This is a genomic window from Agromyces sp. NPDC056523 (assembly GCF_042794545.1).
GTDB lineage: Bacteria > Actinomycetota > Actinomycetes > Actinomycetales > Microbacteriaceae > Agromyces.
Genome location: NZ_JBHTTM010000001.1, coordinates 1,011,540 through 1,037,963, shown reverse-complemented (window position 1 = coordinate 1,037,963; position 26,424 = coordinate 1,011,540). Strand labels below are relative to the sequence as shown.

Genomic DNA, 26,424 nt, shown 5'->3' with positions numbered 1-26,424 from the left:
TGGCGCGACGCGCGGTGTGCGGCCGAGCCGCGATCACCCCTCGAGCAGCTCGCGCAGGTCGTCGGCGTCGAGCTGCGCGCTGCCGAGGCCGTCGTCGTCGAGCACGGATGCCGCGAGTGCGCCCTTGCGCGCCTTGAGCGCCATGACCTTCTCCTCGATCGTGCCCGCCGCGACCAGCCGGTACACCATGACGTGCTGCTCCTGCCCGATGCGGTGCGCGCGGTCGACCGCCTGCGCCTCGCTCGCCGGGTTCCACCACGGGTCGAGCAGGAACACGTAGTCGGCCTCGGTCAGGTTCAACCCGAATCCGCCCGCCTTGAGGCTGATGCAGAAGACGGATGCCTCGCCCGAGCGGAAGCGCGCGATCTCGTCGTCGCGGCCACGCGCCGGCGTGGAGCCGTCGAGGTACGCGTACGGCACCCCCGCGGCATCCAGCCGGCCTGCGACGCGGCCGAGGAACGACGTGAACTGGCTGAAGACCAGCGCCCGATGCCCCTCGGCGAGCACGTCGTCGAGCTGCTCGAAGAGAGCGTCGAGCTTGGCCGACGCGATGCCGGCGTGCCGTTCGGCGTCGATGAGGGTCGCGTCGAGCGCGAGCATGCGCAGCAGCGTGAGCGACCGGTAGACGATGAACCGCTGCCGGTCGAGGTCGTCGACGAGTCCGAGCAGCTTCTGCCGCTCGCGTTGCAGCACCATGTCGTAGAGCCGCCGGTGCTCGGGTGCCAGCTCGACCTCGAGCACCTGCTCCTGCTTGGGCGGCAGCTCGGGCGCGACGGCCTCCTTCGTGCGGCGCAGCACGAGCGGGCGGATGCGACGACGCAGCCTCTCGAGGCGCTCGATGTTGCGGTCGTCCTCGACGGGCCGGCGGTACCGCTCGTCGAACGCGCGACGCGAGGGGAAGAGCCCGGGCGCGACGATGCGCAGGATGGCCCACAGCTCGCCGAGGTGGTTCTCGAGCGGGGTTCCCGTCACCGCGAGGCGGAAGGGCGCACGGATGGCGCGCGCGGCGTCGTGCACCTTCGTCGCCGCGTTCTTCACGAACTGCGCCTCGTCGAGGATGAGTCCGCCCCACTCGAGCGCGGCGAAGGCCTCGGCCTCGAGGCGGAGCACGGCGTAGGTCGTGACGACGACGTCGGCATCGGCCGCGACCTCGGCGAGGCGGCGGCGCTGCGTCGCCCGGGTACCGGTGACTGAGGCGACGCGCAGGCCGGGCGTGAAGCGCGCGGCCTCGTGGACCCAGTTCGACGCGACCGAGGTCGGCGCGACGACGAGGAACGGGTCTTCACCAGAAGCCGCTGCGCCGGGCGCTCCTCGACCACCGGTTTCGACCGCGTGCTGGATGAGGGCGAGACACTGCACGGTCTTGCCGAGCCCCATGTCGTCGGCGAGCACGCCGCCGAGGCGGTTCGCCCAGAGGTAGGCCAGCCATCGGAACCCCGCGAGCTGGTACGGGCGCAGCGGCAGCGCGAGCCCGTCGGGCGGTGCGAGCTCCTCGACACGTCCGCGCTCGAGCGCCGCGACCGTCGCCCGCCACGCGACCGCGGGCTCCGCGACATCCGCGAGGTCTTCGAAATCGGCCCACAGGCTCGTTCGGCTGCGGTGGATGGGCAGCCGTCCGGTCTCCCATTCGGCGAGGTCGCCGGCCTCCTCGATGAGCTCGCGCAGCTCGGCGAACACGGGCTGCGTGAGCGACAGGTACGACTTGTCGACGAGCAGCAGGCGCTTCTGCCCCTTCGCGAGCGCGCGGAACAGCCGCATGAACGGCACGGTTCGGCCGTTCACGGTGATCACGACGCCGAGGTCGAACCAGTCGGGCCGGTCGGTCTCGACCGTGGTGACGCGCACCTCGGGGCGCGCGGTCGCCTCGCGGTAGTCGGGGCGCTCGCCGCGCACGTCGATGCGGAACGACGCGCCCGACGCACGCGACGCGAGGGCCTCGAGTCGCGACATCCGCTCGGCCGTGAACTGGGCGGCGTCGACCCCGCGCAGCACGATCGCGTCGAGCGGCACCCACCCCAGCTCGTCGCCGACGCGCGCGAGCAGGTCGTCGTCGAGCTCGGGGTCGTCGACTGCGGCGGATGGCTCGACCTCGCTCGTGCGGCCGTCGGCGTGTTCCCACCGCCACGAGAGGCGCAGCACGTCGCCGGGCTCGAAGCGCGCGTCGAGCACGAGCGTCGCGGGCGGGCGCGGCGGCGGCGTGAAGCTGCCGTCGCGGCTCGTCACCGTGATCGACGCGGCGAGCGCGTGGAAGTGCGAGGCCGTGAAGTCGGCCATCTCGGCCGCGGGAACCCGGATCGGCGCGGGCGCGGCCAGGATGGCCGCCTCGGCCGGCCCGAGCTCCCCGCCCACGAGGGGCGCGAGCTCGATGAGCCCGTCGTCGAAGTCGAAGTGGTACACGCCATGCCCTGCGACCGGCCGGGCGTGCTCGAGCCCGTGGTCGTCGGCGTCGAGCGTCAGGGTCGGCGTGAGCGTGAGCGCACCCTCGGCACCGACGGCGGCGTCGAGCCCGATCGCGGCGGCGCCGCGGAGCACGACGTCGGGCGTCGCATCCGACCCGACGAGCGCGATGCCGAGCCGGCCCGCCTCGTCGAGCAGCGCCCAGAGCAACGGACTCTCGAAGTCGTCGATCGTGATCCACTCCGAGCCGTAGACGTGCAGCGACGGCCCGGAGCCCTTGAGCATCGCGAACTGCGCGAACCACCGCGACTGCGACGGGTCGACGCTGGCGGCTGAGGCCTGGAAGCCGATGTTCTGCCAGGTCAGGCCGCCCTTGATCCAGGCTCCGCGCGCCCCGTCTGTGACGGGCCGCACCGCGAGCCGGTCGACGGCGACCGCGCGCCGCGCGGGCTCGTCGCGCGGTCCGCGCCACTCGCCGCTGCGCCGATGCACCCGTCGCCGCAACTCGAACTGCAGGCCGAGGCGACGCGTCACCGCGTGCTCGGCGGCGGCCGCGCCATCCGCGCGCCCGTCTGCCACCGCCGCCGGCGACCCGATGTCGGCGAGCGCGCTGCGCCAGTCGCGCGCCCCGGAGGGCGTCGGCGGATCGGCGGGCATGCCGACCATGCTCGCACGCGCCGCCGACAGCGCGCGGTCGCGCCCGATGGCGCGCACGACGAAGGAGATTCGATCGGGCGCTCAGCCGACGGGCTTCAGCGGGCAGAACACGACGGTCTTCACCTGCTCGTCGGGCGTCCCGGGCGGGCTCCAGTACTCCTCCCACATGGTCGACTCGTCGAGCTCGCGTTCGTGCAGCGCCATCGCGGCGGCGATCGCGTCGTACGCCTCGGAGATCCGCGCGTACGCGCCGAGGTGCACCGTCGTCGCGACCTCGGCCGCGGGCAATTCGTCGGGCACGACGTCGCCGGAGGGCCGGATGGCGCTGGGGACGACGAAGCCGGCGGCGACGACCAGCGTGCCCGAGACCGGGTCCATCTCGGTGTACCGACCGATGGCGGGGCCGTCGCCGAGCAGTCCGAGCGGGGCGATCACCCCGGCCACGCGACCGAACGCCGACCCCATGAAGGCCGGGATCTCGTCGAAGCCCGTGCGCGTGCGCACAACCGCGAGATCCCGCCGCGGCACCGCGACGACCTGCACGTCGTATCCCATCGCGGCCTCCTCACTTGGCGCCGGTCAGCGCCGCCCGGTTCGCGTCGTAGTCGCGCCGCCCGATGAACCGCCACGCCCATCGCACGGGGGCGGGCAGGTGTTCGTGCTGCCACTCGTCGCCGCCGTCGGGCTGCGCCGCGAGGATCGCGCCGAGCTGCTGCCAGGTCTTGCCCTTCGGGGTGGCCTTCCGGCCGTGCTCGGATGCCGCGTCGACCTCCTTCTGCGTGAGGACCGTCTCCATCACGGGCACGATGTTCGCCTCCTCGTCGGGCAGGTGCACGGCGAGGGCGGCGTTGATCCCGTCGAGCGCTGCGAGCACGCCCGCGGCATCGGTCGCGCGGCCGCTCGCCCGCCAGGCGGGCAGCGCGGCGTCGAGCTCGCGGAGGTGCACGAGCATCACTGCGTGCTGCTCCTTCATGCGGTCGACGTGGCCGGCGCATGCGGGCGCGCGGTCGTCGAGCGTGTGCCAGAGGTTCTCGTCCTCGAACTCGTGGTGCGCGTGCAGGCTCGTTGAGATCATCGCGAGGTGGTCGCCGACGACGTCGGCGTGCGCGGCATCCGCCTCGGCCACGCCGCGCACGAGCGCCGGGCCCTCGCCGAAGCTGGCACGGAACATCCGGTGGATCTCGACCATGCCGCGAGCGTCGCACGTCTTCGCGGCCGCGGCGCCGCCGGGATCCCCGTCACCCGTTCCGCCACCCGATCCGGGCACGTCTCCACTGGGCGGCAGTGCGGTCGCGGCCATGTCTGCTCCGATCGTCGGCGACGGATGGTGCTGCGCGCGACGTTACGACCGCGTCGGCGCCGTGGCAAGGCTCGCCGCACCCCGCGTCCGGGGGCGCGGCGCGTCAGGCGCCGACCTCGACCTCCCACGTCGTGCCCGACACGACGAGGTCGGCGCGCGCGACCGTCGGCGCGATGACGCGCGCGTTCGCACCGTCGACCTCGTGCGCCCACGCGAGCGCCGCCTCGGGCGTGCGCCCGAACGCGGTGTGCCGTTCGACGAGCCGGCGCACGCGTTCCTCGTCGGACGCCTCGATGAACCACGCCTCGTCGACCAGGTCGCCGACCCGCTGCCACGGGCCCTCGTCGACGAGCAGGTAGTTGCCCTCGACGACGACGATGCGTGCGGACGGCTCGATCGCGATCTCGGCGGCGACCGGCTCGTCGACCGACCGCTCGAAGCCGGGCGCGTACACGGTGTGGTCGGTCTCGGCGAGGATGCGTTCGAGCAGTCCGGCGAAACCCCATCCGTCGAACGTCTCGATCGCGCCCTTGCGATCGCGCACGCCGAGGCGGTCGAGGGTCGCGTTCGCCAGGTGGAACCCGTCCATCGGCAGGTGCACGGCGAGCCCCGCGCCATCCGCCCGGTTCACGGCCTCGACGAGGGCGGTCGCGAGCGTCGACTTGCCCGCACCGGGGCTGCCCGTGATGCCCAGCAGCACGCGATGATCGGATGCCGCGGCGAGTTCGTCGCGCGCCAGGTCGACGAGTGCCGCCAGCGCCGCGGCCGTCCGCGGGGCCGCGGGGTCGGGCCAGTCCATGACCTCAGGATGGCGCATCGAGCAGGAATCGAGAAGCGCGTGCCGCATCATCCGCGTACCGTGACGAACGGAGCCGATCACAGGCTCACCGACGTGGAGGAGGACATCATGGCCGAGAAGACCGAAGGTCTGTCGGAGTTCGAGCGCGAGGCCGTCAAGGACCGCGCGAAGGAGCTGCGCGCCGAGGCGAAGGCGGGCAAGAACCGTGCAGCGGGCGAGAAGGCGATCCGCGATGCGATCGAGGAGATGTCGGGCACCGATCGGGAGATCGCCGAGGGCTTCTACAAGGTCGTCAACGCCGTCGCCCCGCAGCTCATGCCGAAGACGTATTACGGCATGCCGGCGTTCGCGAACGGCGACGGCAAGGTCGTCATGTTCATGCAGCCGGCGATCAAGTTCAAGGCCCGGTACGCGACCCTCGGCTTCGACGACCGGGCGAACCTCGACGACGGCGACATGTGGCCGACGTCATTCGCCGTCGTCGCCTGGACGCCGGCGGTCGAGCAACGGTACTCCGAGCTGGTGGCCTCCGCGGTCGCCGGCGCCTGACGGCCGCGCCGGACAACGGGCCGGTCCGGCGTCAGGCGGGCCGGCCCGTGATCCGCCCGGCGTGCTCGGCGACCCAGTCGACGAGCGGGAGCATGCGCTCCATGAGCTGGCGCCCGAGGTCGGTGAGCGCGTACTCGACGCGCGGCGGCACCTCGGGGTAGGAGGTGCGGGCGACGAGCCCGTCGGCTTCGAGCGTGCGCAGCGTCGAGGCGAGCATCTTCTCGCTGATGCCCTCGACCTCGCGTCGCAGCTCGCCCCAGCGCAGCGTGCCGTCGGTGAGTGCGAGCAGCACGAGCACACCCCACTTGCTCATGATGTGGTCGAGCACGACCCGGGTCGGGCATCCCTCGAGGAAGACTTCGCCGGAGCGCTCGCGGATCTCCGCAAGACTTACCGTCATGTGGGTACCTTACCGAAAAGTGGGTACCTGCAGCAGGGAAGGTTGGGACGCGGTGGCCGGTTGCCTTCGGTGAACCGATCGAAGGGACCTCCCATGACCATCCTCGTCACCGCCGCCTCCGGCCACCTCGGCCGCCTCGTCATCGACGCGCTGCTCGCCCGCGGCGCCGCACCGGCCGACATCGTCGCGGGGGCCCGCGACACCTCGAAGCTGGCGGATGTCGCGACCCGTGGCATCCGCGTCGTCGAGCTCGACTACTCGCGCCCCGAGACCATCGCGCCGGCGGTCGAGGGCGTCGACTCGGTGCTGCTCATCTCGGGCACGGAGTTCGGCAGCCGCGTCGCCCAGCACCGCAACGTGATCGAGGCCGCGAAGGCCGCGGGCGTGACGAAGCTCGCCTACACGAGCGGACCGAAGGCCGCGACGAGCGAGCTCGTGCTCATGCCCGAGCACCGCGGCACCGAAGAGGTCATCGCCGAGGTCGGCGTCCCCGCGGTGATCCTCCGCAACAACTGGTACACCGAGAACTACGCGCAGGATGTCGCGACCGCCGCCGCCACGGGCGTGATCGCCGCCGCGACCGGCACCGGCCGGGTCGCCTCCGCGCCGCGCCGGGACTTCGCCGAGGCCGCCGCGGTCGTGCTGCTCGAGGACGGCCACGTCGGCGAGGTGTACGAGCTCGGCGGCGACGCGCCGTGGACGTTCGCCGACCTTGCCGCGGCAGCCGCCCAGGTGCTCGGCCGCGACGTCGCCTTCGTGGCGCAGACGCCCGAGGAGCGCATCGCCTCGCTGACCAGCGTCGGCGTCGACGAGGGCACGGCCGGCTTCGTCGCCGCGATCGACGAGGGCATCGCGCGCGGCGACCTGGCCGACTCGGATGGCACGCTCTCGCGCCTGCTCGGCCGGCCGACGACACCGCTCGCCGAGGCCCTGCGCGAGTTGGTGGAGGCGCAGCGCGCCGCCGCCTGACGCGGCTTCGCCGAGGCGGCGCCGGGCGCGAATCGTCAGAATCCCACGGGGAACAGCACGATCCGCACCTGGCGCGGTCGCGGCATCCGTATGCCTCATTGCTGAGGTTAAGTCAAGACCCTTGAAACGCTTCCCCCCATCCGGGGGTGCGTGTTAGCGTCCCTTCACTTGCCCGGCGATCCCGGGCGTTTCCCTTGAAGGAGAGCACGTGAACCGACGCACGCGCGGGATGCTCGCTGTGGCTGCAGCGAGCGCGACGATGATCGCGGGGGCCGCATTCGGCCAGGCCGCCATCGCCGTACCTGCGAACGACCCGAACACCGGCTCGGCATCAGCCGCCGAAGCCCGCCCCGACAACCGCCCCGGCCCCCTCACCGAGCGGCAGAACGAGCGCCGCAAGGCGGCGCAAGAACTGATCATCTCCGGCCAGGCCTCTCCCGACGCCGACGGCGTCGTGCAGCTCGCCGAGGACAAGTACTACGAGGCCGCCGTCAGCGGAACGGGTCGCCTGTTCACGATCCTCTCCGAGTTCGGCGACCAGGGCAGCGGCAAGCTCGGCACGACGCCGGGCCCGCTCGCCGGCGCCATCCCCGAGCCCGACCGCACGGTCGACAACAGCACCCACTGGAACGCGAACTTCGACACCGCGTACTACGAGGACCTGTTCTTCGGCGAGGGCGAGTCGTTCGCCGACTTCTACACGAAGCAGTCGTCGGGCAACTACACCGTCGACGGCGAGGTCAGCGACTGGGTGCAGGTGCCCGGCAACGCCTCGACGTACGGCGACAACAGCGTCGAGGACTACGGCGGGGCCTGGCAGTTCATCGAGGACTCGGGCAACGCCTGGTACGACGCGCAGAAGGCCGCCGGCAAGAGCGACGCCGACATCAAGGCCGAGCTCGCCACGTTCGACGTGTGGGACCGCTACGACTTCGACGAGGACGGGAACTTCGACGAGCCCGACGGCTACCTGGACCACTTCCAGGCCGTGCACGCCGGTGAGGGCGAGGACGCCGGCGGCGGCGCGCAGGGCGAGGACGCCATCTGGTCGCACCGCTGGTACGTGAACTCGACCGACTACGGCACCACCGGCCCGACGGTCGACGGCACCCAGGTGAAGTTCGGCGGGTCCCAGATCGGCGACACCGGCTACTGGATCGGCGACTACACCGTCGAGGCCGAGAATGGTGGACTCGGCGTCTTCGCGCACGAGTACGCGCACGACCTCGGACTGCCCGACTTCTACGACACCGCGGGCGGCGAGAACGGCACCGCGTTCTGGACGCTGATGTCCAGCGGCTCGTGGCTCGGCGACGGCACCACCGACATCGGCACGAAGCCCAACTACATGGGTCCGTGGGAGAAGCTCCAGCTCGGTTGGCTCGACTACGCCGTCGTGTCGCCCGGCGAGAGCGGCGACTTCACGCTCAGCCCCGCTGCGCTCCAGACCGACGGGCAGGAGCAGGCGCTCGTCGTCGACGTGCCCGACCAGCAGATCGAGACCACCTACACCGCGCCCGCGTCGGGTGCGAACGCCTGGTGGACGGGCAGCGCCGACGACCTCAACACGACGCTGACGCGCACGCTCGACCTCACCGGCATCCGCTCGGCCACGGTCACGGCGAAGGCGTGGTACGACATCGAGGCCGGCTACGACTACCTCTACGCCGAGTGGGCGCCCGCGGGCACCGACCAGTGGACGCAGATCGGCTCGCCGATCTCGAGCTCGTCGAACGGCAAGTGGACCTCGCTTCGCTACTCGGTCCCGGGCAACGGCAACGTCGACTTCCGGTTCCGCTACCAGACCGACGGCGGCGTGCACTACGCCGGCGCGTTCATCGACGACCTCGTGGTCAAGAACGGCGGCACCACGCTGTTCACCGACGATGTCGAGGGCTCGGATGACAACGGCTGGACCGCGAAGGGCGGGTTCAAGAAGAGCGACGGCACCGAGGTCAGCTCGGGCGACCGCTACTACCTCGTCGAGAACCGGACCTACGTCGACTACGACGCGACTCTCGAGAAGGGCCCGTACCAGTTCGACCGCGGCCTCACCGCGCCCGACCACGTCGAGCACTTCCCGTTCCAGGACGGCATGCTCGTGTGGGCGGTCGACGAGGCCTACACCGACAACAACACCATCGAGCACCAGGGCCACGGCCTTGCGCTGCCGGTGGACGCCCGCCCGGCGAAGTTCACCTACCCGGACGGCACCGCGCCGAGCAACCGGCGCCAGCCGTTCGACGCGACCTTCGGCATCGACAAGCTCGACGCGGTGACCCTCCACAAGGAGGTCCTCGTGGGCAAGGGCAAGTCGCAGACGGTCGACTACGTCGGCGCCGTCGGTTCGACCGGTGACGAGGACCGCGCTGCGACGTTCAGCGACGCCGACGAGGACGCGTACTTCCACTCGAGCAACCCGCTCGGTGGCGTGATCGTCGCCGGCCACGGCGTCTCGGTCACCGTGAACACGCAGACGACCGGCGGCACCATGACCGTCAGCGTCAACAACCCCGTGGAGTGATCGGCAGGCTGGGCTGACGCATCGCGATACGCGGCGGGCCCGTCCCTTCGGGGGCGGGCCCGCTTCGTATGTCGCGAGGACCGGTCAGTGCGCGTGCCGGTGGAAGCGGACCTGGTTCCCCGTCAGGGCGTCGACGAGGCGGGACCAGATCGGGTGCGGGTACCGTCCGGTGACCTCGCGGACGACCGGCCGCTCGGTCGCGCGCCGCTCCTCCGCGATCCGTCGGTACTCGTTGACGCGGTCGGCGTGACGCACGTCGTCGGCGTGGCTCGACTGCGCGAGATGGCGGAATGCGAGATCCATGGGGTGTGCCCTCCGAGAGTCGTTCGTTCGGCGGGATAGGGCCTGCCTGGGTGCTCCCACTCTCGTGCCGGGCGCCGTGCCGCGGCATCAGGAGCGCCCCGCATCGCATCGGACGCCTGCACTGAACCTGTCTCCGGGCGGGCTCGGGGCGCGGGCGGTGGATGGCGGGTGCCGCCGGTTCGCGAGAGGATCGCCGCATGACCGCGAACGCCCGCGAGCGTGTCGCCGAGGCGATCGAGCAGATGCCGCTCGTCGACCACCACGTGCACGGCATGCTCGCCGATCCGCTCGCCGAGGCCGACCTGCTCGACGCGATGGTGCAGGCGTCGCACGTCGAGGATCGCGCGGCGGTGTTCGACAGCCAGTTCGGCTTCGCGGTTCGTCGCTGGTGCGCGCCGGCACTCGGGCTCGAGCCGTTCGCGGATGCAGCGGAGTACCTCGCCGCGCGCAGCGAGCTGGGATTCGACGAGGCGACGAGCCGGCTCCTTCGCGCATCCGGCATCACGACCTACCTCATCGACGGCGGCCACGCCCCCGAGCGACTGGTTCCCGACGAGCGGATGATGCGACTCGCCGACGCGCGCTCGCACCCGATCGTTCGGCTCGAGACCCTGGCTGAAGGCGCCATGTCCGGCGCGTCATCCGGCGCCGACTTCCTCGACCGCCTGGAGGGGGCACTCACTGCGGCCTCCGAGCGTGCGGTCGGGTACAAGACGGTCGCGGCGTACCGCACCGGCCTCGCGCTGGAACCGGCGCGGCCGACGGCCGCCGAGGTCGGCGGTGCTGCCGACGCGTGGTTCGCCGCGGGCGATCCGCGCCTCACCGACGCCACGGTCATCCGACACCTCGCGTGGTGGGCACTCGAGCAGGGCTCCGTGCTCCAGGTGCACGTCGGCTTCGGCGACGGCGACCTGCGTCTCGACCGCGCGGACCCGTTCCTGCTCCAGCCCTTCCTCGCCGCGACGCAGCACGCCGGCGGTCGCGTCGTGCTCCTGCATTGCTACCCGTTCGTGCGGGAAGCGGGCATGCTCGCGCACCTGTACCCGCACGTGCACCTCGACGCCGGGCTCGCCCTCGGCCAGGTCGGTGCCAACGCCGACGTCGTCCTCCGCGAGACGCTCGACCTCACGCCGTTCTCGAAGCTGCTGTTCTCGACCGACGCGTGGGGCGCTCCCGAGCGCGTGCTCGTCGGCGCCGCCGCGTGGCGCAATGCCGCGACCGACGTGCTCGCCGACTACGTCGACCGCCACGGCTGGCCGGCCGATGAGGCCATCCGCATCGCCGAGCTCATGGCCTGGCGCAACGCCGAGGCGCTCTACGGGCGCCACTTCGTCACGCCCTGAGCGCTCAGTTGCCTCCGCCGCCGTCGCCGCCCCCTCCGCCGGCGAAGCCGCCGCCATCGAACGCGCCACCACCGAAGCCACCGCCGTCGTACCCGGCGTTCCCGTCGTATCCGCCGAAGCCCCCGCCGCCGCCGAGCCCGCCATCGACCGCACCGGCCCCGTTGCCGTCGAAGTACGCCCCGCCCCATCCCTTGTGGTCTGCGACCATGGGCACGCCGAACCGGCTCTCCGGCGTGACCGCCCTGCCGGGGCCGAGCCGGATCGGCTGCGACAGCTGAGCGCCCACGAGTGCGATGCACGAGACGAGTCGGCCCGCCGAGAACGGCGCGCTCGACCGATACCAGGCCGGCGGCGTCCCGGATCGTTCGGCCGCCTCAGCGGCGCGCTCGATCGCGGATGCGTCGTCGAAGAGGACTGCCCACGGCAACACGCCTCCCTCGAGGGTCGCCGATCGCGCAGCGGACCCCGCCCTCGTCGGATCCCAGACGTCGAGTTCCTCGCGCAATCGCATCGACCGCTCACGCAACTCGAGTCCGGCCGCGTTCAGCGGCACCCACGACGGCAGGAAGATGCGCAACCCGAGCGCGAGCACACCGACGACGATCGCGATCCACGCGATCGAATCATCGCCCGATCCAGGCAGCGAGACGAAGCCGAGCCCGACTCCGAGGACGCCTCCGACGGTCGCCGCGCGAAGCCGCGCAACGGGGCGGCGCTCGCGGTACCATCCGGCCGCGTCCAGCAGCCGATCGCGGGTGAGCATGGCGAGCGCGCGATTGCGAACCAGCACCTGGTCGATCTCGATGCTCGCCCCGCGCGACACGAGGTTCGACCCGCCGGTCTGGGTGGGTCCGAACACCGAGTCGACGACCGCGGTCGCGGGGTCACCCGCCTCGGCGGCCGCCCCCACCATCGCGGAGTCGGCATCGAAGACGAGGTGGATGTCGCGCGGCCACCCCTCGTCGCCATCGCGGATCTCGCGCCGGTCGTGGATTGCGACGATGCCCGCATCCGCGAGTTCGAGCACCGTCGCGGGAAGCCATCTCCGCGATGCCTCCCCCGATACGAAGCCCACCGCCAGCAACCCCGCCGTTCGCGGATCCGTGATCGCGGCGGTCTGGTCGGGCTCGGGCTTGCGCAACCAGGCGACCACGAGCGATCCGACCGAGACGGCCGCGACGAGCGAAGCCGCGAGCGCGATGAGCGGCAGCAGCGCCGATCCGAGGCTGGTCTCCATGAGCGGAGGCTACTCCCCGCCGAGCGCCCCCGGATACAGCCGCTCCAGCAGCTCCAGCGCCATCCGCTCGAGCAGTTCCTCGAGCTCGCGCTGCACGGCGTCCTCGCCCTCGGCCCGGTGGGACCAGATCGAGGCGAGGCGCTCCTGGTTCGCGACGACGGCTTCGACGACGAGCTCGCGCCAGAAGGGGGCGTACTCGCCCTGCGTCCACGCGCCGCGGCCGCGGCCCCAGTGCGCGACCGCGAGGTAGCGCAGCAGCGCGGAGGTCACGAGCCCGTCGAGGAACGCCTCCTCCCAGCGCAGCGTCGAGTCGTTCCGCCCGCGCACCAGGTTGACGCCGCGCGCGACGCCCGCGCCGCCGAGCGCGCCGATGATCGCGCCCGCGACCATGCCGGCGCCGAACGTGAGCCCGCCCGCGGCGAGGTCGGCACCCAGGCCGGTGAGGGCGCCCGAGACCACGCCCGAGACGGCCGCGGTACGGCCCTCGTCGAGCGGCGCGTCCACGTGCACGTCGTCGGCGACGCGCTCGAGCACCTCCTCCGCGGCCCGTCCGTCGAGCTCGTGGATGGCGATGAGCCGGTCCATGCTGCGCCGCAGGTCGGCCTGCAGGCGCGCGGCCATCTGCGCCGAGGCATCCGCTCGCGACTGGGTTCGCGTCGGTCGGGGCAGGCCGAGCGAGCCGCCGATCCGCGCGGGCAGCGGTTCGGGCGGCAGCACCGCGCGGTCGCAGGCGGCGCGCGCGATCGGCTCGGCGAGCGCGTCCATGGCGAGGTCGAACTGGTCCATGCGGCGCTCGCGCCACTCGTCCGCGAGTCGGGCGAACGCCGCGAGGTCGGCGTCGGCGACGAGGGGCCGGATGGCGCGGAACAGCGTGAACTCCTGTACCCAGCAGCGGGCGAACGCGTCCAGCGTGAGCACGCCGCGCACGTGCGGCACCTCGGCGAGCGCGGCGCGCCAGCGCGCCTGGTCGGCCTCCTCGGCGGCGCGGTCGCGCGGCGGCCCGGTCTGGTTGAGCAGCACGAGCACGGGCTTGCCGATCCACTCGAGCACCTCGAGCTCGGGCGCGAGGTAGCCCGCATCGGCCGGCGCCTCGGCCGCGTTCACGAGGTAGAGCACGACGTCGGCCTGCTCGGCGACGTTGCGCACCGCGAGCTGGCTGAGCCAGAGCGCGCGGTCCTGGTAGCGGTCCCACACCTGCGAGAGGAACCAGCCGATCGGGTTGCGGTCCTGCCGCAGCCGGCGCGCGAGCCGCACGCTGTCGCCGAAGCCCGGCGTGTCCCAGAGCGTGAGCAGGTCGCCGTCGGTCGTCTGCACGAGCGGGTACGGCGTCGCCTCCGCCGTGACGTGCGGGGCGTCGCGCACCTCGCCGACATCGCGGCCGAGCAGCGTGCGCGCGAGCGTCGTCTTGCCCGCGTTCGTGTGCGAGATGAGCGAGAGCGAGACCGCTCCGGCGTCGAGGCCCGGCACGCCCGCCGGTCGAGTCGCGTGCGCTGGTCGAGGAGCGCCCGGCGAAGCCGGTCGCGTGCCGAGACCCTCGGCTCCGCTCACCGCGCTCGCCCGCCTGCACGATCGGCGTCGACGGATGTCGCATCCGCGAGCTCCTCCGCCGCGTCCGAGACATCCGGGGCGCCGAGGTCGACGAACACCGCCGTTCCCCCGTGCGCCTCGATGAGGTCGCGCCAGGCCGCGCGGCGCGCCTCGAGCCGCGGGTCGTCGCCTGACCACCGTGCGCGAAACGCGGACTCGTCCACGAGCGCGACCGGCGCGGGGCCGCCTCGCCGCAGCGCGCCGAGGAACGCGCCGTGCGCGTCGTCCTCGGGCGTGGCCGCGAGGCTGAACAACGGCAGCGCGACCTCGGCGTTCGCCGCGGCATCCTTCACCATCGCGAGCGCCTCGTCGTCGCCCCACGCGACCGGCTCGTCGACCGTCGGCACCGCATTGCCGAACGCTCGCGCGAGCACCGCGTCGAGCCCGGCGCGCGCGTCGTCGGACGGCGTGTAGCTGTACGGGATGACGCGCACGCGCGTCGCCTCACCGACCCATCCGCCCACCAGGCGACGGAAGTAGGGGTCGTCGAGCGGGAGGCGGACGCGCCGCGCGCGCCGCCGCTCAGCGAGCCCTGCCACGAGTGCGAGCACGAGCCGCGGGATCACGACAACGACCGCGACGGTGCCGGCCATGAGGTGCAGCCACATGGCGGCGTTCTCGCTCTCGGGCGCGCGGATCGCCTCGATCGCGGCGACATCGGGCACCGGGATGCCGGTGAGCCACGACCCGGGCGCGAGCGCGACCGAGAGCAGCGCGTGAACCTGCTCGGCGCCGAGGAACGTGCTCTCCCACGAGGCGCGGTACTCGAACGCGAGTCCGCGCGTGTACAGGCCGGCGATGACGCCGAGCGCCGTGGCGGCGGCCGCGAGGTGGAGCACCCGCGCGGCCCGCGCGCCGTAGAGCGGCCCGGCCACGCGCGCCCACTCAGCGGGCAGTGCGGCGAGCACCGTCCGGCGCGCCGCGGTCGCGCCATCCGCCCCCGCCTCGCCGGTGCGGCCGCGCACCGCCGCCAGCCGGATGAGCAGGCCGCGCACCGGGCCGACCCGGCTGCCGCGCAGCACCAGCGGCTGCACCAGCAGCCACACGTAGACGACGAGGTTCCACACGACCAGCGCGAAGACCGGCGGTGCGAGCAGGTTGATGCTCGACCCGCCGCCGATGCGGTCGACCAGCACGCCGACCACGAACGCCCCGGCGATCACCACCACGCCCACCCAGGGCCGCCAGCGGAGGGCACGCACCGCGCGCCGCACCGACGGCTGGCGGGTGCCGATCCGCTCGAGCACCAGTTGCGCCCGCCGCGCGAGGAACTCCTCGCGGCTCGCGCGCTCCCCCACGACCGTCGCGGCCGCGCGGCTCGCCCACTCGCGATCGGCCTCGGTCCACAGCAGTCGGTCGCGGTCCCCGGTCTCGACGGCGCGCGCCGCGGTCACCTCGAGGGCGGCCGACTCGTCCATGCCCGCCATGCTATTGCGCGGCCTCGCGGCTGCGCCGGGGATTGCGGCGGGCGTCGCGCCGTGTCCGCGCGTGTCGGCTCGGCTCGCGGCTCGGCGCTCGCGGCTTGGCTCGCCGGCCCGCCGCTCGCGGCTCGCGGCTCGCGGCTCGCGTCATCGAGATGACGCGAGCTGCGCTTTCGGGCCCGCGCTGCGACCCTCTGCGTCATCTGGGCGGGCGGTGGGATGGGGGGGCGGGGACGAGGTTGCAGGATGAGCCGCCTCAGACCTGCCAGATGGGACCCGTGACTCGCGTCATCCTGCATACTCGCGCCGGGCGCGTCCTGGATCTCGGCGGCGCGCTCGACGCGCACGAACGAAGGAGAATCCGGGTCATGGACCTTCAGACGAGGTCCTGACCCGGATTCTCCTGTGTTTCGATGTGATGATGACGGGCCGCAGGGGGCCGGCCCGCCGCTCATCGGGGCTGACGGCTCAGCGGCGACAGGTCGTCGTTCACCGGCTCGTCGCAGACACCCGGAGGCACATGCTTGCGGATGTAGTCCGGCAGGCTGCACCCCGCGGTGGACCCCATCTCGACCCGGCTCGATCCTCGGTCGGACCCGCCGGTTGCCGTCTCCGTCAGCCCACACCCTGCCAGCACGGCCAGCGAGAGGGCGACAGGAACGACGAGAAGCGCTCGCGCATTCATGATCCCTTTCCTTCCATCTCCGCGGGCTCCCAGTCGAGCTCCGCAGATCACACGGTAGGAATCACGTCGTTCCGCCACATGACCAGGGCCGACCATCTTCGACGCCCGGCCCGACTAGTCAATTCGGACCATCCCCAACCGGGCATCCGCGCACTATCGTGAGCCGCATGGGGGAATGGTCCGCCCCACCACTGCCGGCGGACTGGACGACATCTGGGCAACCGCCGTTCGTCGCGCGACACGAGGAGGTCGCGGCGCTCGAGGGCGCATGGGCCGACGCGGTCGGCGGTGCCCGCCGTGCCGTCTTCGTGAGCGGTGACCCCGGCTCCGGGAAGTCGCGGCTCGTGAGCGAGGTGTGCACGCGGCTCCATGAGAACGGGGCGCCCGTGCTGTTCGGCGCCTGCATCCAGGAGCTCGGCGCCGCGTTCGAGCCGTTCGACGAGCCACTGCGGGTGCTGCTTCCGGCATACCGTGCAGCGGCGTCGGATGGCGCGCGCGCCGAGTCGGGCGGGCTCCTCGAGCGCGTGCTCGACCGATCCAGCCCGGATGCCACGGCCCAGGCGACCAGTCAGGAGCGCGTGATCGACGCCGTGGTCGACGTGGTGCATGCGGAAGCCGCGGAGCGGCCACTGGTCGTGGTGCTCGACGACCTGCACTGGGCGGGCCCGGCGGCGATCCGGTTGCTGGGCCGGGTCGTCGAGGAGACGCGGACGGACCGACTCCTGCTCGTCGGGACCCTCCGCAGCGCACCGCCCGACCGCTCGGATCGACTTGCGAACGTCCTCGCTTCGCTGTCTCGCCTCGCCGGCGTTCACCGCATCGAACTGGCACCGTTCACGACGGACGAGATCACCGACTACGTCGTCGCGGCCGCCGGCCTGACGCCGAGCGGCGCCCGTGAATCGGCGCAGGTGCTCGCCGAGTTGACGGGCGGCAATCCGTTCCTGCTTCGAGCGATGTGGCGTCCGGTGGTGGCGGCCGAACGTCAGGGGGACCGACGCCTCATCGAGCTGCCGGACTCCGTCGGCGACCTGGTGAGGTCCCGCCTCGCCACGCTCGATGCCGCGGAGCGCGAGGTGCTCCAGCTCGCGGCGGTCCTCGGCCAGGAGGTCGACCTGAGCGAGGTGATCGGCCTCAGTGCGACATCCGTCGACCTCACCCTCGCCGCGATGGACGCCGCAGTGCTCGCGGGTCTCATCGAGCCGCCCCGCGCGCCCGACGACCGCTATCGCTTCGCCCACGCCATCGCTCGGCAGGCCGTCATCGACACCATGCCGACCAGCGAACTGCTGCGCACCCATGCATGGATCGCGCAGGGGCTCGAGGCGGACTTCCCGACGGCGCCGCGCCTGGTACAGCGCCTTGCGCACCATTACTCGGCGGCACGAGCGCTCGGCTTCGGCGATCGCGCGGTGGCCTACCTGGTCAAGGCCGCCGAACTCGCCGAGGCGCAGTACGCCTACGAGGATGCCGGGCGCCTCCGTGAGCGCGCGGCGGCGATCACGCCCGATGGCGAGGAGCGCAGTGAGCTCCTCATCCGCGCGGCGGGGGACTGGGATCTTGCGGCCGATACGGCACGCGCCCGCGACCTGTACGAGCGGGTGGCCGACGCCGGCAACCCCCGGCTGCGACTGCGCGCGGCGATCGGGTACGAGGACGCCTCGTGGCGCCCCGGCGAACTCGGGCATCGCGCTCTCGGACTGCTCTCCGCCGCGATCGCGGACGTCCCGGAAGACGAGGAAGACCCGCTCTACGTCGAAGCCCTCGGCTCGCAGGCGCGAGCGACCGCGTTCACGGGGGCCGTGGACGAGGCGGAGCGGCTCGGCGATCGAGCCGTGGAGCTCGCCCGCCGGCTCGGCGATCGGCTCGTGCTCGCATCCGTGCTGAGGTCGACGTCCACCCTGACGCTGAGGCCGCGCGGGATCGAGAAGCGGCAGGAACGCTCGCTCGAACTGCTCGCGCTGGCCCGCGCGATGAACCACGAGTGGATGGCGGCGGCGACGCTGCACATCCTTGCCAACTCCTACCTCCTCGGCGACCGAGTCGGCCTCGACGAGTCGGAGCGGGAGCTGGTGCGGTTGAGCCGGCAGTGGGGTGGGCACTGGCATTACTGGGCGGCCTGCGCCCACTTCGGGCGGGCACTTCTCGCCGGTCGGCTCGACGCCGCGGCGATCGCGTATCGAGAAGCGCAGCTGCGCGAGGTCGTCTTCCGATCGGATGCCACGTCGGGCGCTGGCGCGATCCAGGAGTACGTGCTGCGCCGTGAGACGGGCCGAATCGATCGCGTCCGTCCCCTGATCACGGGCGGCGAGTCACCCACCGAACGGTGGGCGCCAGGCCTGCTCGCCCTCTACACCGAACTCGGGCTCGCAGCGCCCACCCGGCGAGTGCTCGACTGGATGCTCGAGCGCGTGGGACCCGGTTCGGCTGACTCCAACGACTGGCCGGCGCGCCTCGTCTTCATGAGCGAGGCGGCGCTCCAGCTCGGCGATGTCGACGTCGCACGCCGTCTCGCCTGGTGGCTCGAGGACTACAGCGGCCTCAACCTCATGTCCGGAATCTTCCTCGCACCGTTCGGTCCCGCCGACGGCTTCCTCGGCGAGCTCGAGTCGTTCACCGGCACGGGTGAGCCGCTCGAGCGGTTCGAGCGCGCACTCGAACTCGCCGAGCAGACGGACGCACCACTCCACGTCGCCCGCACGCTGGCGGCGATGGCGGCGCACCTGCGGCGCACCGACCCGAGCTCACGCGAGGCGGCGGCGTACGCCGAGCGCGCCCGGGCCATCGCGGAGCCCGCCGGGATGGTGCGTGTGCTCCGTTCGCTCGAACACGGCGATGCGACATCCGGCCGCGGCATGACCGACGGACTCACCGCGCGAGAACTCGAGGTCATCGGACTGATCGCCGAGGGCCGCAGCAACCGCGACATCGCCGCGCGGCTCGTGATCAGCGAGCACACCGCCGCCAACCACGTCCGCAACATCCTGACGAAGATCGGCGCGGAGAACCGCACGCAGGCCGCGATGTACGCACGTGAGCGCGGGCTCGCGTGAGCGCCGACTCGCGTGAACGCGGACGAGCCGACCCGACCGACGTGCGCGATCCGGCCTAGGTCACGCCGGCGAGGATTCCGTCCGGCATCACCCGAGCAGTGACTTCGGTGACGACGTCCGCCGGAAGTCCGGCTCGCACCGCCGCCGCGCGGATCGCCTCGATCGACTCCGCTTCGTACAGGCAGTAGCTCTTGCGGTGGTCGGCGGAGAGGAACGAGTAGATCCAGCGGACGTCTTCTTCGTCGTTGATGAGGTTGATGTCCGCGGCCGCCTCCACCGTCGGGTTGAGTTCTTCGGCATAGTTGCGTTCGATGATGTAGTACGGCATCACAAGCCCCCTTGATGCAGTTGGGCCTCAGGGTACTCCGGTGACGACTCGACGGCTCTGGTTCGGGGGACCCCAGAACCGGGGGTGCGCGAGCGGATGTCGCGCCGGGCGGACTACTCGTCGCGCGGCGTGCGGTGGCCGCCGCCGGTGTCCAGGTCGTCGCCCGCCTCGAGGTCGGGCCCATCGCTCTCGGTGATGTTCGCGCCCTCGAAGAACGGATCGACCCCGAGTTCGCGGTCGTGCTGGGCCTTCAGACGGGCCTGCTCGTTCGCGCTGTCGGCGAAGTCGCGGTCGTCGCGCTCGCCGTCGCCGCGTCCGGTGGGGTCGCTCATGTCGTCTCTCCTCGTGCTCGTTCGAGGCGTTCACGCTACGCCGGCGCGTCCGACGACGCACCGGGGTTGCGCGACGCGTCGACGGCACGGCCCATGGCTGGCCCCGAGCCATCCGTCAACCCCCGCGCGGTCGGTGCCGAGCCTCGGTAACCTGCCACGACCGGGCCGGAACCCCGGCTCGACCATCGATCCGAGACACGAATCTCGAGGAGAGAAGGACGATATCCATGGCTGTGGCACGCGACCTGATGACCCCCCGACCGACCTGCGTGAAGGAGGGCCAGACGCTGGTCGAGGCGGCGCGGATGATGCGCGACCTCGACGTGGGTGCCCTCCCGATCTGCGGTGACGACGACCGCCTCAAGGGCATGCTGACCGACCGCGACATCGTCGTGAAGTGCCTCGCCGAGGGCGGCGACCCCAACACGGCGACGGCGGCCAGCCTCGCGCAGGGCAAGCCGGTCACCATCGGTGCGGACGACTCGCTCGACGAGGCGCTCCGCGTGATGCAGGAGCACCAGGTCCGCAGGCTCCCGGTGATCGACGGGCACGACCTCGTCGGCATCATCAGCCAGGCGGATGTCGCGCGCGAGATGTCCGCGGCCGAGACCGGGCGCACGGTCGCCGAGATCTCCGAGGAGTAGGCGCGGGGGCGCCATCCGGGCCGTCTGGCCCACCCATCGCGAGCGAAGGAGCGATCATGAGCGATCCGAACCAGTCCGATGACATCCTGTCGTCCGCGGAGGCCGGCAGCGGCGGCGCCGACGAGCGCACGGAGCAGGCCGGCAAGACCGGGCCCGAGACCCCGGGCGCCCCGTCCAGCGACGAGCCCATGACCGACTCGACCGACGGCGGCCTCGAGGGAGGCGACCCGGGCGTCGAGGAGTAGACCTCCTCGACAGCTCGCTGAGAGCTGCGGGGCGGATGGCGCAGCCCACGTTCATGCGCTGTCCGTCCCGCTTTGGCGTGCCCGAGGCGACCCCGCACGCCGACCCGCCGCGTGGGGACGGGGGCGCTGAACCGTATCCCGCACAAGTCCCGATTCTGCGCCAGAGGTCACCCTCATACCGACCTCCAGCGCAGAAACCGACCTTGGGTGGCGGCGGGCGGATGGCGCGACCCGCCAGTATGGAGCGATGAGCGATCTCACCGAGCCCAGCACCTGGCTGCCCGACGGCTTCGTGCACCCCGAGCGCGTCGACCTCACGAGCGGGTACCACCTGCGACCCATCCGCGAGACCGACGTCGACATCGACTACCCCGCCGTGATGGGCTCGCGCGAGCGCCTGTGGAGCCTCTACGGCGACGCGTGGGGCTGGCCGCCCGAGACGATGTCGTACGAGGCCGACCGCGAGGACCTCGCCCGGCACGAACGCGAGATCGCGGCGCACGAGACCTTCAACTACGCGATCCTCGACGCCGACGAGACCCACCTCGTGGGCTGCGTCTACATCGACCCGCACGACGAGCACGACGCCGAGGTCTCGTGGTGGGTCGTCGACGACCTCGTCGGCTCGACCCTCGAACTCGAGCTCGACGCGTTCGTGCCGCAGTGGCTGCGCACGACGTGGGGGTTCGCGAGCGTGTACTACACGCTCGACCCGGCGGCGTAGGCGGCCTTCGGCCGCTCGAGTCGCCACGTGCGCCGGGTCGTCCGGCCCGCGACCCCGCGGAAGTGGCATCTCGACGGCCAGCGATCGCGCGGCGCTGCGTCGAGATGACGCGAATCGCTGCATCTCCTGCGCGCGACGACACGTCGCGTCACTTCAGTCGTGGGCGGATGTCACAGATCCGCGCCGCGCGGTGTCTCCATGTCGAAGGACATGTGAGGAGCACACCATGCGCACCGCACCACCCGACGCACGAACACCACGCGCGGAGCCGGCCGCGCCGCCGCCCGCACCGGGCCGCCCGCGCGGCCAGTCGCTCACCGACCGGCTCGCCGACCGCGTCGACACCGCCACGGTCTTCGGCCGCCGGCTCCGCGACATCCGCGCCGAGCTGCACCGCCGCACCGCACCCACGCACTGGACCAACCTCTTCGGCATCGTGACCCTCGCGTGCCTCGTCGTGCTCACCGTCACGGGCATCTGGCTGATGTTCTTCTACACGCCCTCGAGCGCGCCCACCACGTACGAGGGCGGATACTCCCCGCTGCACGGCGCCGAGGTCTCGAAGGCCTTCGCCTCGACGATGCGCATCACCTTCGAGGTGCCCGGCGGACTGCTCATGCGGCAGGCGCACCACTGGGCGGCGCTGCTGCTGCCGGCGTCGATCATCATGCAGCTGCTGACGACCTTCTTCACCGGCGGGTTCCGGCGGCCTCGGCGCGGCATGTGGGTGCTGCTGTTCGGCATCTACGTCGCTGCGCTGGCGGGCGGATGGAGCGGCTACGCGCTGCCCGACGACATGCTGTCGGGCACGGGGCTGCGCATCACCGAGGGCATCGCGCTCGGCATCCCGGTGGTCGGCACGTGGATCGCGTCGCTGCTGTTCGGCGGGTCGTTCCCGGGCGAGGTGATCGAGCACCTGTATCCGCTGCACGTCGCGGTCGTGCCGGTCGCGCTCGTCGTGCTGCTGGTGCTGCGGGCGATCGCGGCGTGGCACACGGGCCCGGCGCGGTTCCCGGGCTCGGGCGTCGGCGTCCCGCTCGTCCCGACCGCGGCGGCCCGTGCCGGCGGGCTGTTCGCCCTCGTGACCGGCGTGCTCCTCCTGATCTCCGCGACGGTCACGATCAACCCGATCTGGCTGTACGGCCCCGCCGACTCGGGCAACGCCGGCGCGGGCAGCCAACCCGACTGGTACACCGGGTTCCTCGACGGGGCGCTGCGGCTCGTGCCATCCGGATGGGAGTTCGTCGCCTTCGACCGCACGTGGACTCTCGCCGTGCTCGCACCGCTCGCCGTCGTCACGGTGTTCCTGGTCGCCGTCGCCGCGTACCCGTTCTTCGAGGAATGGGCGACCGGCGACCGCCGCGATCACCACCTGCTCGAGCGCACACGCCTGGCGCCGACCCGCACCGGCATCGGCGTCGCCGGCATCGTATTCTTCGGCGTGCTGTGGGCGGCGGGCAGCGCCGACCTCATCGCGACGCAGTTCTCGGTGACGTTCGAGGGCATGATCGCGGCGCTGCAGGTGCTGCTCGTCGCAGGACCCGCGCTCGGATTCCTCGTCGCGCGCCGCGTGTGCCTCGGCCTGCAGCGGCGTGACCGCGACATCCTGCACCACGGCTACGAGACCGGCCGCATCGTGCGCCTGCCCGGTGGCGAGTACATCGAGGTGCACCGGCCCGTCGGCGAGATCGAGCGGGCGCGGATGGCACGCCCCGAGCCTCGGGTCGTGCTCATGCTCCGCCCCGACGAGCGCGGGCGGCTCACGCTCGCGCGGCAGGTCCAGGCGCGGCTCGCGCGGTGGTACCTCGCCGACAGCATCGACTCCGAGACCGGAGCACGGATGGTGCCGGTGGGACGCTCAGTCGACGGACGCGCATGATCGCGCGACATCCGAGGGCCGTCGCGCGTCGGCGATCTCTCGACGGGCGCGCGCGCGAGTCATCCGGGTTCGGTTGCGTGCGTGAGCTCTTCGCTGATCCGCCACAGCCGGGCGGCGGCGGCGGTGTCGTACGAGAGCGGGTTGGAGGTCTTCGGTCTGCGATTGGCGAAGTAGATCCCGGTCATGCCCTCCACCTCGGGTGAGGACGCCAGGTAGACGGGCGTCTCGGCACCCTTCGCTGGTGCCTTCATGAACGGCCTCGCGAGCGGCGAGAAGAATCCCCACGCAGCGGGGTCCTCGGCACCGAACGCGGTTCGCGTCACGCCGGGATGCAGCACGGTCGCGGTGACGCCGGTGCCCTGAATCCGTCGGGCGAGCTCGTACGTGAACATGACGTTCGCCAGCTTCGAGGCGTTGTAGGCCCGCTGTCCCGAGTAGGCGCGCTCGCCCTGCAGGTCGTCGAAGTCCAGCTTGCCCATGGACTGCGCGCCGGACGACACGGTCACGATGCGGGCCGGCGCGCTGGCCATGATCCGCTCCAGCAGCAGCCGGGTGAGCAGGAACCCGGCGAGGTGGTTCAGCGCGAAGGTGTGCTCGAGGCCGTCGACGGTGACGTGCCGGGTGGCCCAGAATCCCCCGACATTGTTGACCAGCACGTCCAGTCGCGGGTACGCCTCGAGGATCTCGCCCGCGAGGCGGCGCACCAACGCCTGGGACGACAGATCGGCGACGTACCCGTCGATCGCCGGGTTTCCGGATGCCGCCGCGATGTCGGCCACGGCCGCCCGGGTGCGTTCGGGGTCACGGCCTGTGACGGCGACCCGAGCGCCCATGGCGGCGAGCCCGATCGCGGTCGCCTTGCCGATGCCGCCGGTGCTGCCCGTGATCAGGACGGTCTTGCCGGCCATCGATTTCGTTTCCTCGGTCATCATCGACTCCCAGTGTGTCCAAGTGCCGCGGGGCGCGAGGCGGCGGGGCGGCGCGGGGCGGCAGCGGTCAGCCAGTGTGCACCGTCAGCGGGCGACATCCGCCTGACAGATCGATCGAAACAGACTGGTCTGTCTGCGGCAATGGCCTCATGGGAGCAGCTCGCACCGCCCTCGCATGCCATCGGCTCGGCCGCCATCACGCGGAGCCTACGGCGCGGCGGCGACCCCGTCCCGGTACGACGGATACCGCGGCGCCCACCCGAGCTCGCGTTTCGCCTTCGCGTTCGACACGCGCATCGACACCTCACCGAGCACGACACCCCCGTACGGCGCCACGAGTTTGAGCAGCCAAGCCGGGAGCACGAGCGGCTTGGGGGCGTGCCGCGCCTCGGCGACCGCGGTGATGAGGTCGCGGAACGTCGCCGGAGTGTCATCGACGATGTTGTAGACCTCGCCGCCGTGTCCCCGTTCGAGCGCGGCGACGGTGGCGGCCGCGGCATCCTGGTGATGGACGAATGGGATGAGCCCGCCACGAGCCGCGACCGGGAGCGACCTCGCACGCAGCATCCGCACGACCGCGTCGATGTCGTTGCCGTAGAGCAACCCGTAGCGCAGGGCGATGCCGTCGATGCCGTCGGCATGGAGGGCCTGCTGCTCGGCGAAGACCATCGCGTTGACGTGGGCGTCGAACGGGCTGCCGTTCGTTTCGCCGAATGGCGACTCCTCGGTCAGGACCTCATCGCCGTGGTCGCGGTACCCGTAGCCGAAGACGATCGACTGGGTCACGAATCGTCGCGCGCCGACGGCTCTCGCCACGTCGAGCAGGTTGCTCGTGCCTTGGGTGCGCAGCTCGTTCGTCCTGGCGAGCCCGCCGTGGCCGGCCGGCGCCTTCTTCAGCGCGGTGAGCTGATGGACGACGGCATCCGCCTCGTTCCCCTCGACGGCGCGGAGGAGGCCTTCGCGGTCCATGGCGTCGGCGGCGAGCGCGGTGGCACCGACGGCGCGCAGACGATCGGCGCCCTCGGGGGTGCGCGCGATGCCCGCGACCGAGTGGCCGGCCTCCAGCAGACTGCGCACGATCGGCATGCCGAGCGTCCCGGTTCCGCCGGCGATGAGGACCTTCATCAGATGCTCCGTTCTGCACCACGTTCCGTGACCCGTTGTCGGCAATCATGCGGTCAGCAGGCTGGACGGTCGTGCGTGGCACGCGGTCGGCAACGGTCACCGTGTGACGGAGACTGGCCAGCGGCGGCATGAGTGGCTCGCCACGACCGACCCCGCGTCGATGCGACCAGCCTTGCCGGATGGCCGACTCCCCTTCTGAGTTCGCAGGATGAGCCGCGTCAGGGTCGCCATACGAGCGGCCTGACTCGCGTCGTCCTGCATACTCGCGGCCGGGATGCAGCGGCAACGGTGCGCCGCGACGTCACGCATGAGAATCCGGGAGATGGGCACCCCCGGCGGGTGAATTCGGGATTCTCATCCACTCGTGCCGGGCGGCTGGGGCGCCGGCGATACGGCGGGGCGGATGGCGCGCCTAGAACAGCCGCCGCTGCGCGACCACCTCGGCGCCCTCGAGCTCGAGCAGCTGACGCTTGCGGTCGCGGCCGCCCGCGTACCCGGTGAGCGACCCGTCGGCGCCGACGACGCGGTGGCACGGTACGAGGATGCTGATGGGATTGCGCCCGACCGCGCCGCCGACGCGCCGCGCGAGGTTCCGGTCGCCGAGTCGCGCCGCGAGCTCGCCGTACGTCACGGTCTCGCCGAACGGGATCTCACGCAGCATCGCCCATACGGCGTGCTGGAACTCGTCACCCTCGGGCGCGAGCGGTAGGTCGAAGCGGATGCGGCGTCCCGCGAAGTACTCGTCGAGTTCGACGCCGAGCCGCGCGAACAGCTCGTCGCCGCGCGTGTCGACCTCGACCCCGGTCGAGCCCGCAGCGGGCGGATGCCAATGGCCCGGGAAGTAGATCCCGGTCAGCCCCGCGTCGTCGGCGACGACGAGCAGGTCGCCGATCGACGTGCGGAGCGTGGCGTGGCGGCGGGGCATGCGTCGATTCTCGCGCGTCGACGTGCCGGGTGGGCCGGTACCGATGGCGGGAATCGGACCTGACAATCG

Annotated in this window: 23 protein-coding genes; 9 read left to right on the top strand and 14 right to left on the bottom strand. The window is 72.1% G+C overall.

Features of this window, described 5'->3' with window-relative positions; all coding sequences use genetic code 11:
• Nucleotides 1-33 precede the first annotated feature (33 nt).
• The 4 genes from ACFQ58_RS05055 to ACFQ58_RS05040 form a co-directional block, all read right to left on the bottom strand.
• Nucleotides 34-3,111 (bottom strand): DEAD/DEAH box helicase, encoded by a 3,078-nt coding sequence (locus ACFQ58_RS05055; RefSeq protein ID WP_376949959.1) that lies wholly within the window; start codon nt 3,109-3,111, stop codon nt 34-36.
• A 24-nt stretch (nt 3,112-3,135) separates the two neighbouring features.
• Entirely contained in the window at nt 3,136-3,609 is a 474-nt protein-coding gene (locus ACFQ58_RS05050) for a GyrI-like domain-containing protein (RefSeq protein ID WP_376949958.1), read from the bottom strand.
• Nucleotides 3,610-3,619: 10 nt separating this feature from the next.
• Nucleotides 3,620-4,354: a hemerythrin domain-containing protein gene (locus tag ACFQ58_RS05045; RefSeq protein WP_376949957.1), complete on the bottom strand. Its 735-nt coding sequence runs from the start codon at nt 4,352-4,354 to the stop codon at nt 3,620-3,622.
• A gap of 103 nt (nt 4,355-4,457) precedes the next feature.
• Nucleotides 4,458-5,153: a nucleoside/nucleotide kinase family protein gene (locus ACFQ58_RS05040; RefSeq protein ID WP_376949956.1), complete on the bottom strand. Its 696-nt coding sequence runs from the start codon at nt 5,151-5,153 to the stop codon at nt 4,458-4,460.
• Between the two features lie 108 nt (nt 5,154-5,261).
• Here ACFQ58_RS05040 and ACFQ58_RS05035 point away from each other — a divergent pair, with 108 nt between their 5' ends.
• Nucleotides 5,262-5,702: a hypothetical protein gene (locus ACFQ58_RS05035; protein WP_376949955.1), complete on the top strand. Its 441-nt coding sequence runs from the start codon at nt 5,262-5,264 to the stop codon at nt 5,700-5,702.
• Between the two features lie 31 nt (nt 5,703-5,733).
• On the opposite strand, the gene ACFQ58_RS05030 is transcribed toward ACFQ58_RS05035, so the two are convergent.
• Nucleotides 5,734-6,102, bottom strand: a complete 369-nt coding sequence (locus tag ACFQ58_RS05030; protein ID WP_376949954.1) for a winged helix-turn-helix transcriptional regulator — start codon at nt 6,100-6,102, stop codon at nt 5,734-5,736.
• Between the two features lie 93 nt (nt 6,103-6,195).
• Here ACFQ58_RS05030 and ACFQ58_RS05025 point away from each other — a divergent pair, with 93 nt between their 5' ends.
• Together ACFQ58_RS05025 and ACFQ58_RS05020 are read left to right on the top strand one after the other, a co-directional pair.
• Complete coding sequence (locus ACFQ58_RS05025; RefSeq protein WP_376949953.1) at nt 6,196-7,071, top strand: SDR family oxidoreductase; 876 nt, start codon at nt 6,196-6,198, stop codon at nt 7,069-7,071.
• A 208-nt stretch (nt 7,072-7,279) separates the two neighbouring features.
• Nucleotides 7,280-9,595 carry an immune inhibitor A domain-containing protein gene (locus tag ACFQ58_RS05020; RefSeq protein WP_376949952.1) on the top strand — a complete coding sequence of 772 codons (2,316 nt, stop codon included), beginning with the start codon at nt 7,280-7,282 and terminating at the stop codon, nt 9,593-9,595.
• Nucleotides 9,596-9,679: 84 nt separating this feature from the next.
• Here ACFQ58_RS05020 and ACFQ58_RS05015 read toward each other — a convergent pair whose 3' ends face one another.
• The gene (locus ACFQ58_RS05015) at nt 9,680-9,898 is read right to left on the bottom strand and encodes a hypothetical protein (protein WP_376949951.1); all 219 of its coding nucleotides are present in this window, start codon (nt 9,896-9,898) and stop codon (nt 9,680-9,682) included.
• Nucleotides 9,899-10,095: 197 nt separating this feature from the next.
• On the opposite strand from ACFQ58_RS05015, the gene ACFQ58_RS05010 reads away from it, so the two are divergent.
• On the top strand, nt 10,096-11,241 hold the full coding sequence (locus ACFQ58_RS05010) for an amidohydrolase (protein WP_376949950.1): 1,146 nt from the start codon (nt 10,096-10,098) through the stop codon (nt 11,239-11,241).
• Between the two features lie 4 nt (nt 11,242-11,245).
• On the opposite strand, the gene ACFQ58_RS05005 is transcribed toward ACFQ58_RS05010, so the two are convergent.
• From ACFQ58_RS05005 to ACFQ58_RS04995, 3 genes are all read right to left on the bottom strand, one after another.
• Entirely contained in the window at nt 11,246-12,478 is a 1,233-nt protein-coding gene (locus ACFQ58_RS05005) for a hypothetical protein (RefSeq protein ID WP_376949949.1), read from the bottom strand.
• 9 nt (nt 12,479-12,487) lie between these two features.
• On the bottom strand, nt 12,488-13,945 hold the full coding sequence (locus ACFQ58_RS05000) for a DUF3482 domain-containing protein (protein ID WP_376949948.1): 1,458 nt from the start codon (nt 13,943-13,945) through the stop codon (nt 12,488-12,490).
• Nucleotides 13,946-14,022: 77 nt separating this feature from the next.
• Nucleotides 14,023-15,483 carry a DUF2868 domain-containing protein gene (locus ACFQ58_RS04995; RefSeq protein ID WP_376949947.1) on the bottom strand — a complete coding sequence of 487 codons (1,461 nt, stop codon included), beginning with the start codon at nt 15,481-15,483 and terminating at the stop codon, nt 14,023-14,025.
• Nucleotides 15,484-16,338: 855 nt separating this feature from the next.
• Here ACFQ58_RS04995 and ACFQ58_RS04990 point away from each other — a divergent pair.
• Nucleotides 16,339-19,224, top strand: a complete 2,886-nt coding sequence (locus ACFQ58_RS04990) for a helix-turn-helix transcriptional regulator (RefSeq protein ID WP_376949946.1) — start codon at nt 16,339-16,341, stop codon at nt 19,222-19,224.
• Between the two features lie 55 nt (nt 19,225-19,279).
• On the opposite strand, the gene ACFQ58_RS04985 is transcribed toward ACFQ58_RS04990, so the two are convergent.
• Together ACFQ58_RS04985 and ACFQ58_RS04980 are read right to left on the bottom strand one after the other, a co-directional pair.
• A complete protein-coding gene (locus ACFQ58_RS04985; protein WP_376949945.1) occupies nt 19,280-19,552 on the bottom strand; it encodes a DUF4242 domain-containing protein in 273 nt (90 codons plus the stop codon).
• A 113-nt stretch (nt 19,553-19,665) separates the two neighbouring features.
• Nucleotides 19,666-19,884 carry a hypothetical protein gene (locus ACFQ58_RS04980; protein WP_376949944.1) on the bottom strand — a complete coding sequence of 73 codons (219 nt, stop codon included), beginning with the start codon at nt 19,882-19,884 and terminating at the stop codon, nt 19,666-19,668.
• A gap of 227 nt (nt 19,885-20,111) precedes the next feature.
• On the opposite strand from ACFQ58_RS04980, the gene ACFQ58_RS04975 reads away from it, so the two are divergent.
• The 4 genes from ACFQ58_RS04975 (at nt 20,112) to ACFQ58_RS04960 (ending at nt 23,376) form a co-directional block, all read left to right on the top strand.
• A complete protein-coding gene (locus ACFQ58_RS04975; RefSeq protein WP_376949943.1) occupies nt 20,112-20,528 on the top strand; it encodes a CBS domain-containing protein in 417 nt (138 codons plus the stop codon).
• 56 nt (nt 20,529-20,584) lie between these two features.
• Nucleotides 20,585-20,773 (top strand): hypothetical protein, encoded by a 189-nt coding sequence (locus ACFQ58_RS04970; RefSeq protein WP_376949942.1) that lies wholly within the window; start codon nt 20,585-20,587, stop codon nt 20,771-20,773.
• Between the two features lie 247 nt (nt 20,774-21,020).
• A complete protein-coding gene (locus tag ACFQ58_RS04965; protein WP_376949941.1) occupies nt 21,021-21,497 on the top strand; it encodes a GNAT family N-acetyltransferase in 477 nt (158 codons plus the stop codon).
• A 226-nt stretch (nt 21,498-21,723) separates the two neighbouring features.
• Complete coding sequence (locus ACFQ58_RS04960; protein WP_376949940.1) at nt 21,724-23,376, top strand: cytochrome bc complex cytochrome b subunit; 1,653 nt, start codon at nt 21,724-21,726, stop codon at nt 23,374-23,376.
• Nucleotides 23,377-23,435: 59 nt separating this feature from the next.
• Here ACFQ58_RS04960 and ACFQ58_RS04955 read toward each other — a convergent pair whose 3' ends face one another.
• The 3 genes from ACFQ58_RS04955 to ACFQ58_RS04945 all read right to left on the bottom strand — a co-directional run bounded on the left by ACFQ58_RS04955 (nt 23,436) and on the right by ACFQ58_RS04945 (nt 26,355).
• Nucleotides 23,436-24,284: an SDR family oxidoreductase gene (locus ACFQ58_RS04955; protein ID WP_376949939.1), complete on the bottom strand. Its 849-nt coding sequence runs from the start codon at nt 24,282-24,284 to the stop codon at nt 23,436-23,438.
• 228 nt (nt 24,285-24,512) lie between these two features.
• Nucleotides 24,513-25,430: an NAD-dependent epimerase/dehydratase family protein gene (locus tag ACFQ58_RS04950; protein WP_376949938.1), complete on the bottom strand. Its 918-nt coding sequence runs from the start codon at nt 25,428-25,430 to the stop codon at nt 24,513-24,515.
• A 412-nt stretch (nt 25,431-25,842) separates the two neighbouring features.
• Complete coding sequence (locus ACFQ58_RS04945; RefSeq protein WP_376949937.1) at nt 25,843-26,355, bottom strand: methylated-DNA--[protein]-cysteine S-methyltransferase; 513 nt, start codon at nt 26,353-26,355, stop codon at nt 25,843-25,845.
• Nucleotides 26,356-26,424 lie beyond the last annotated feature (69 nt).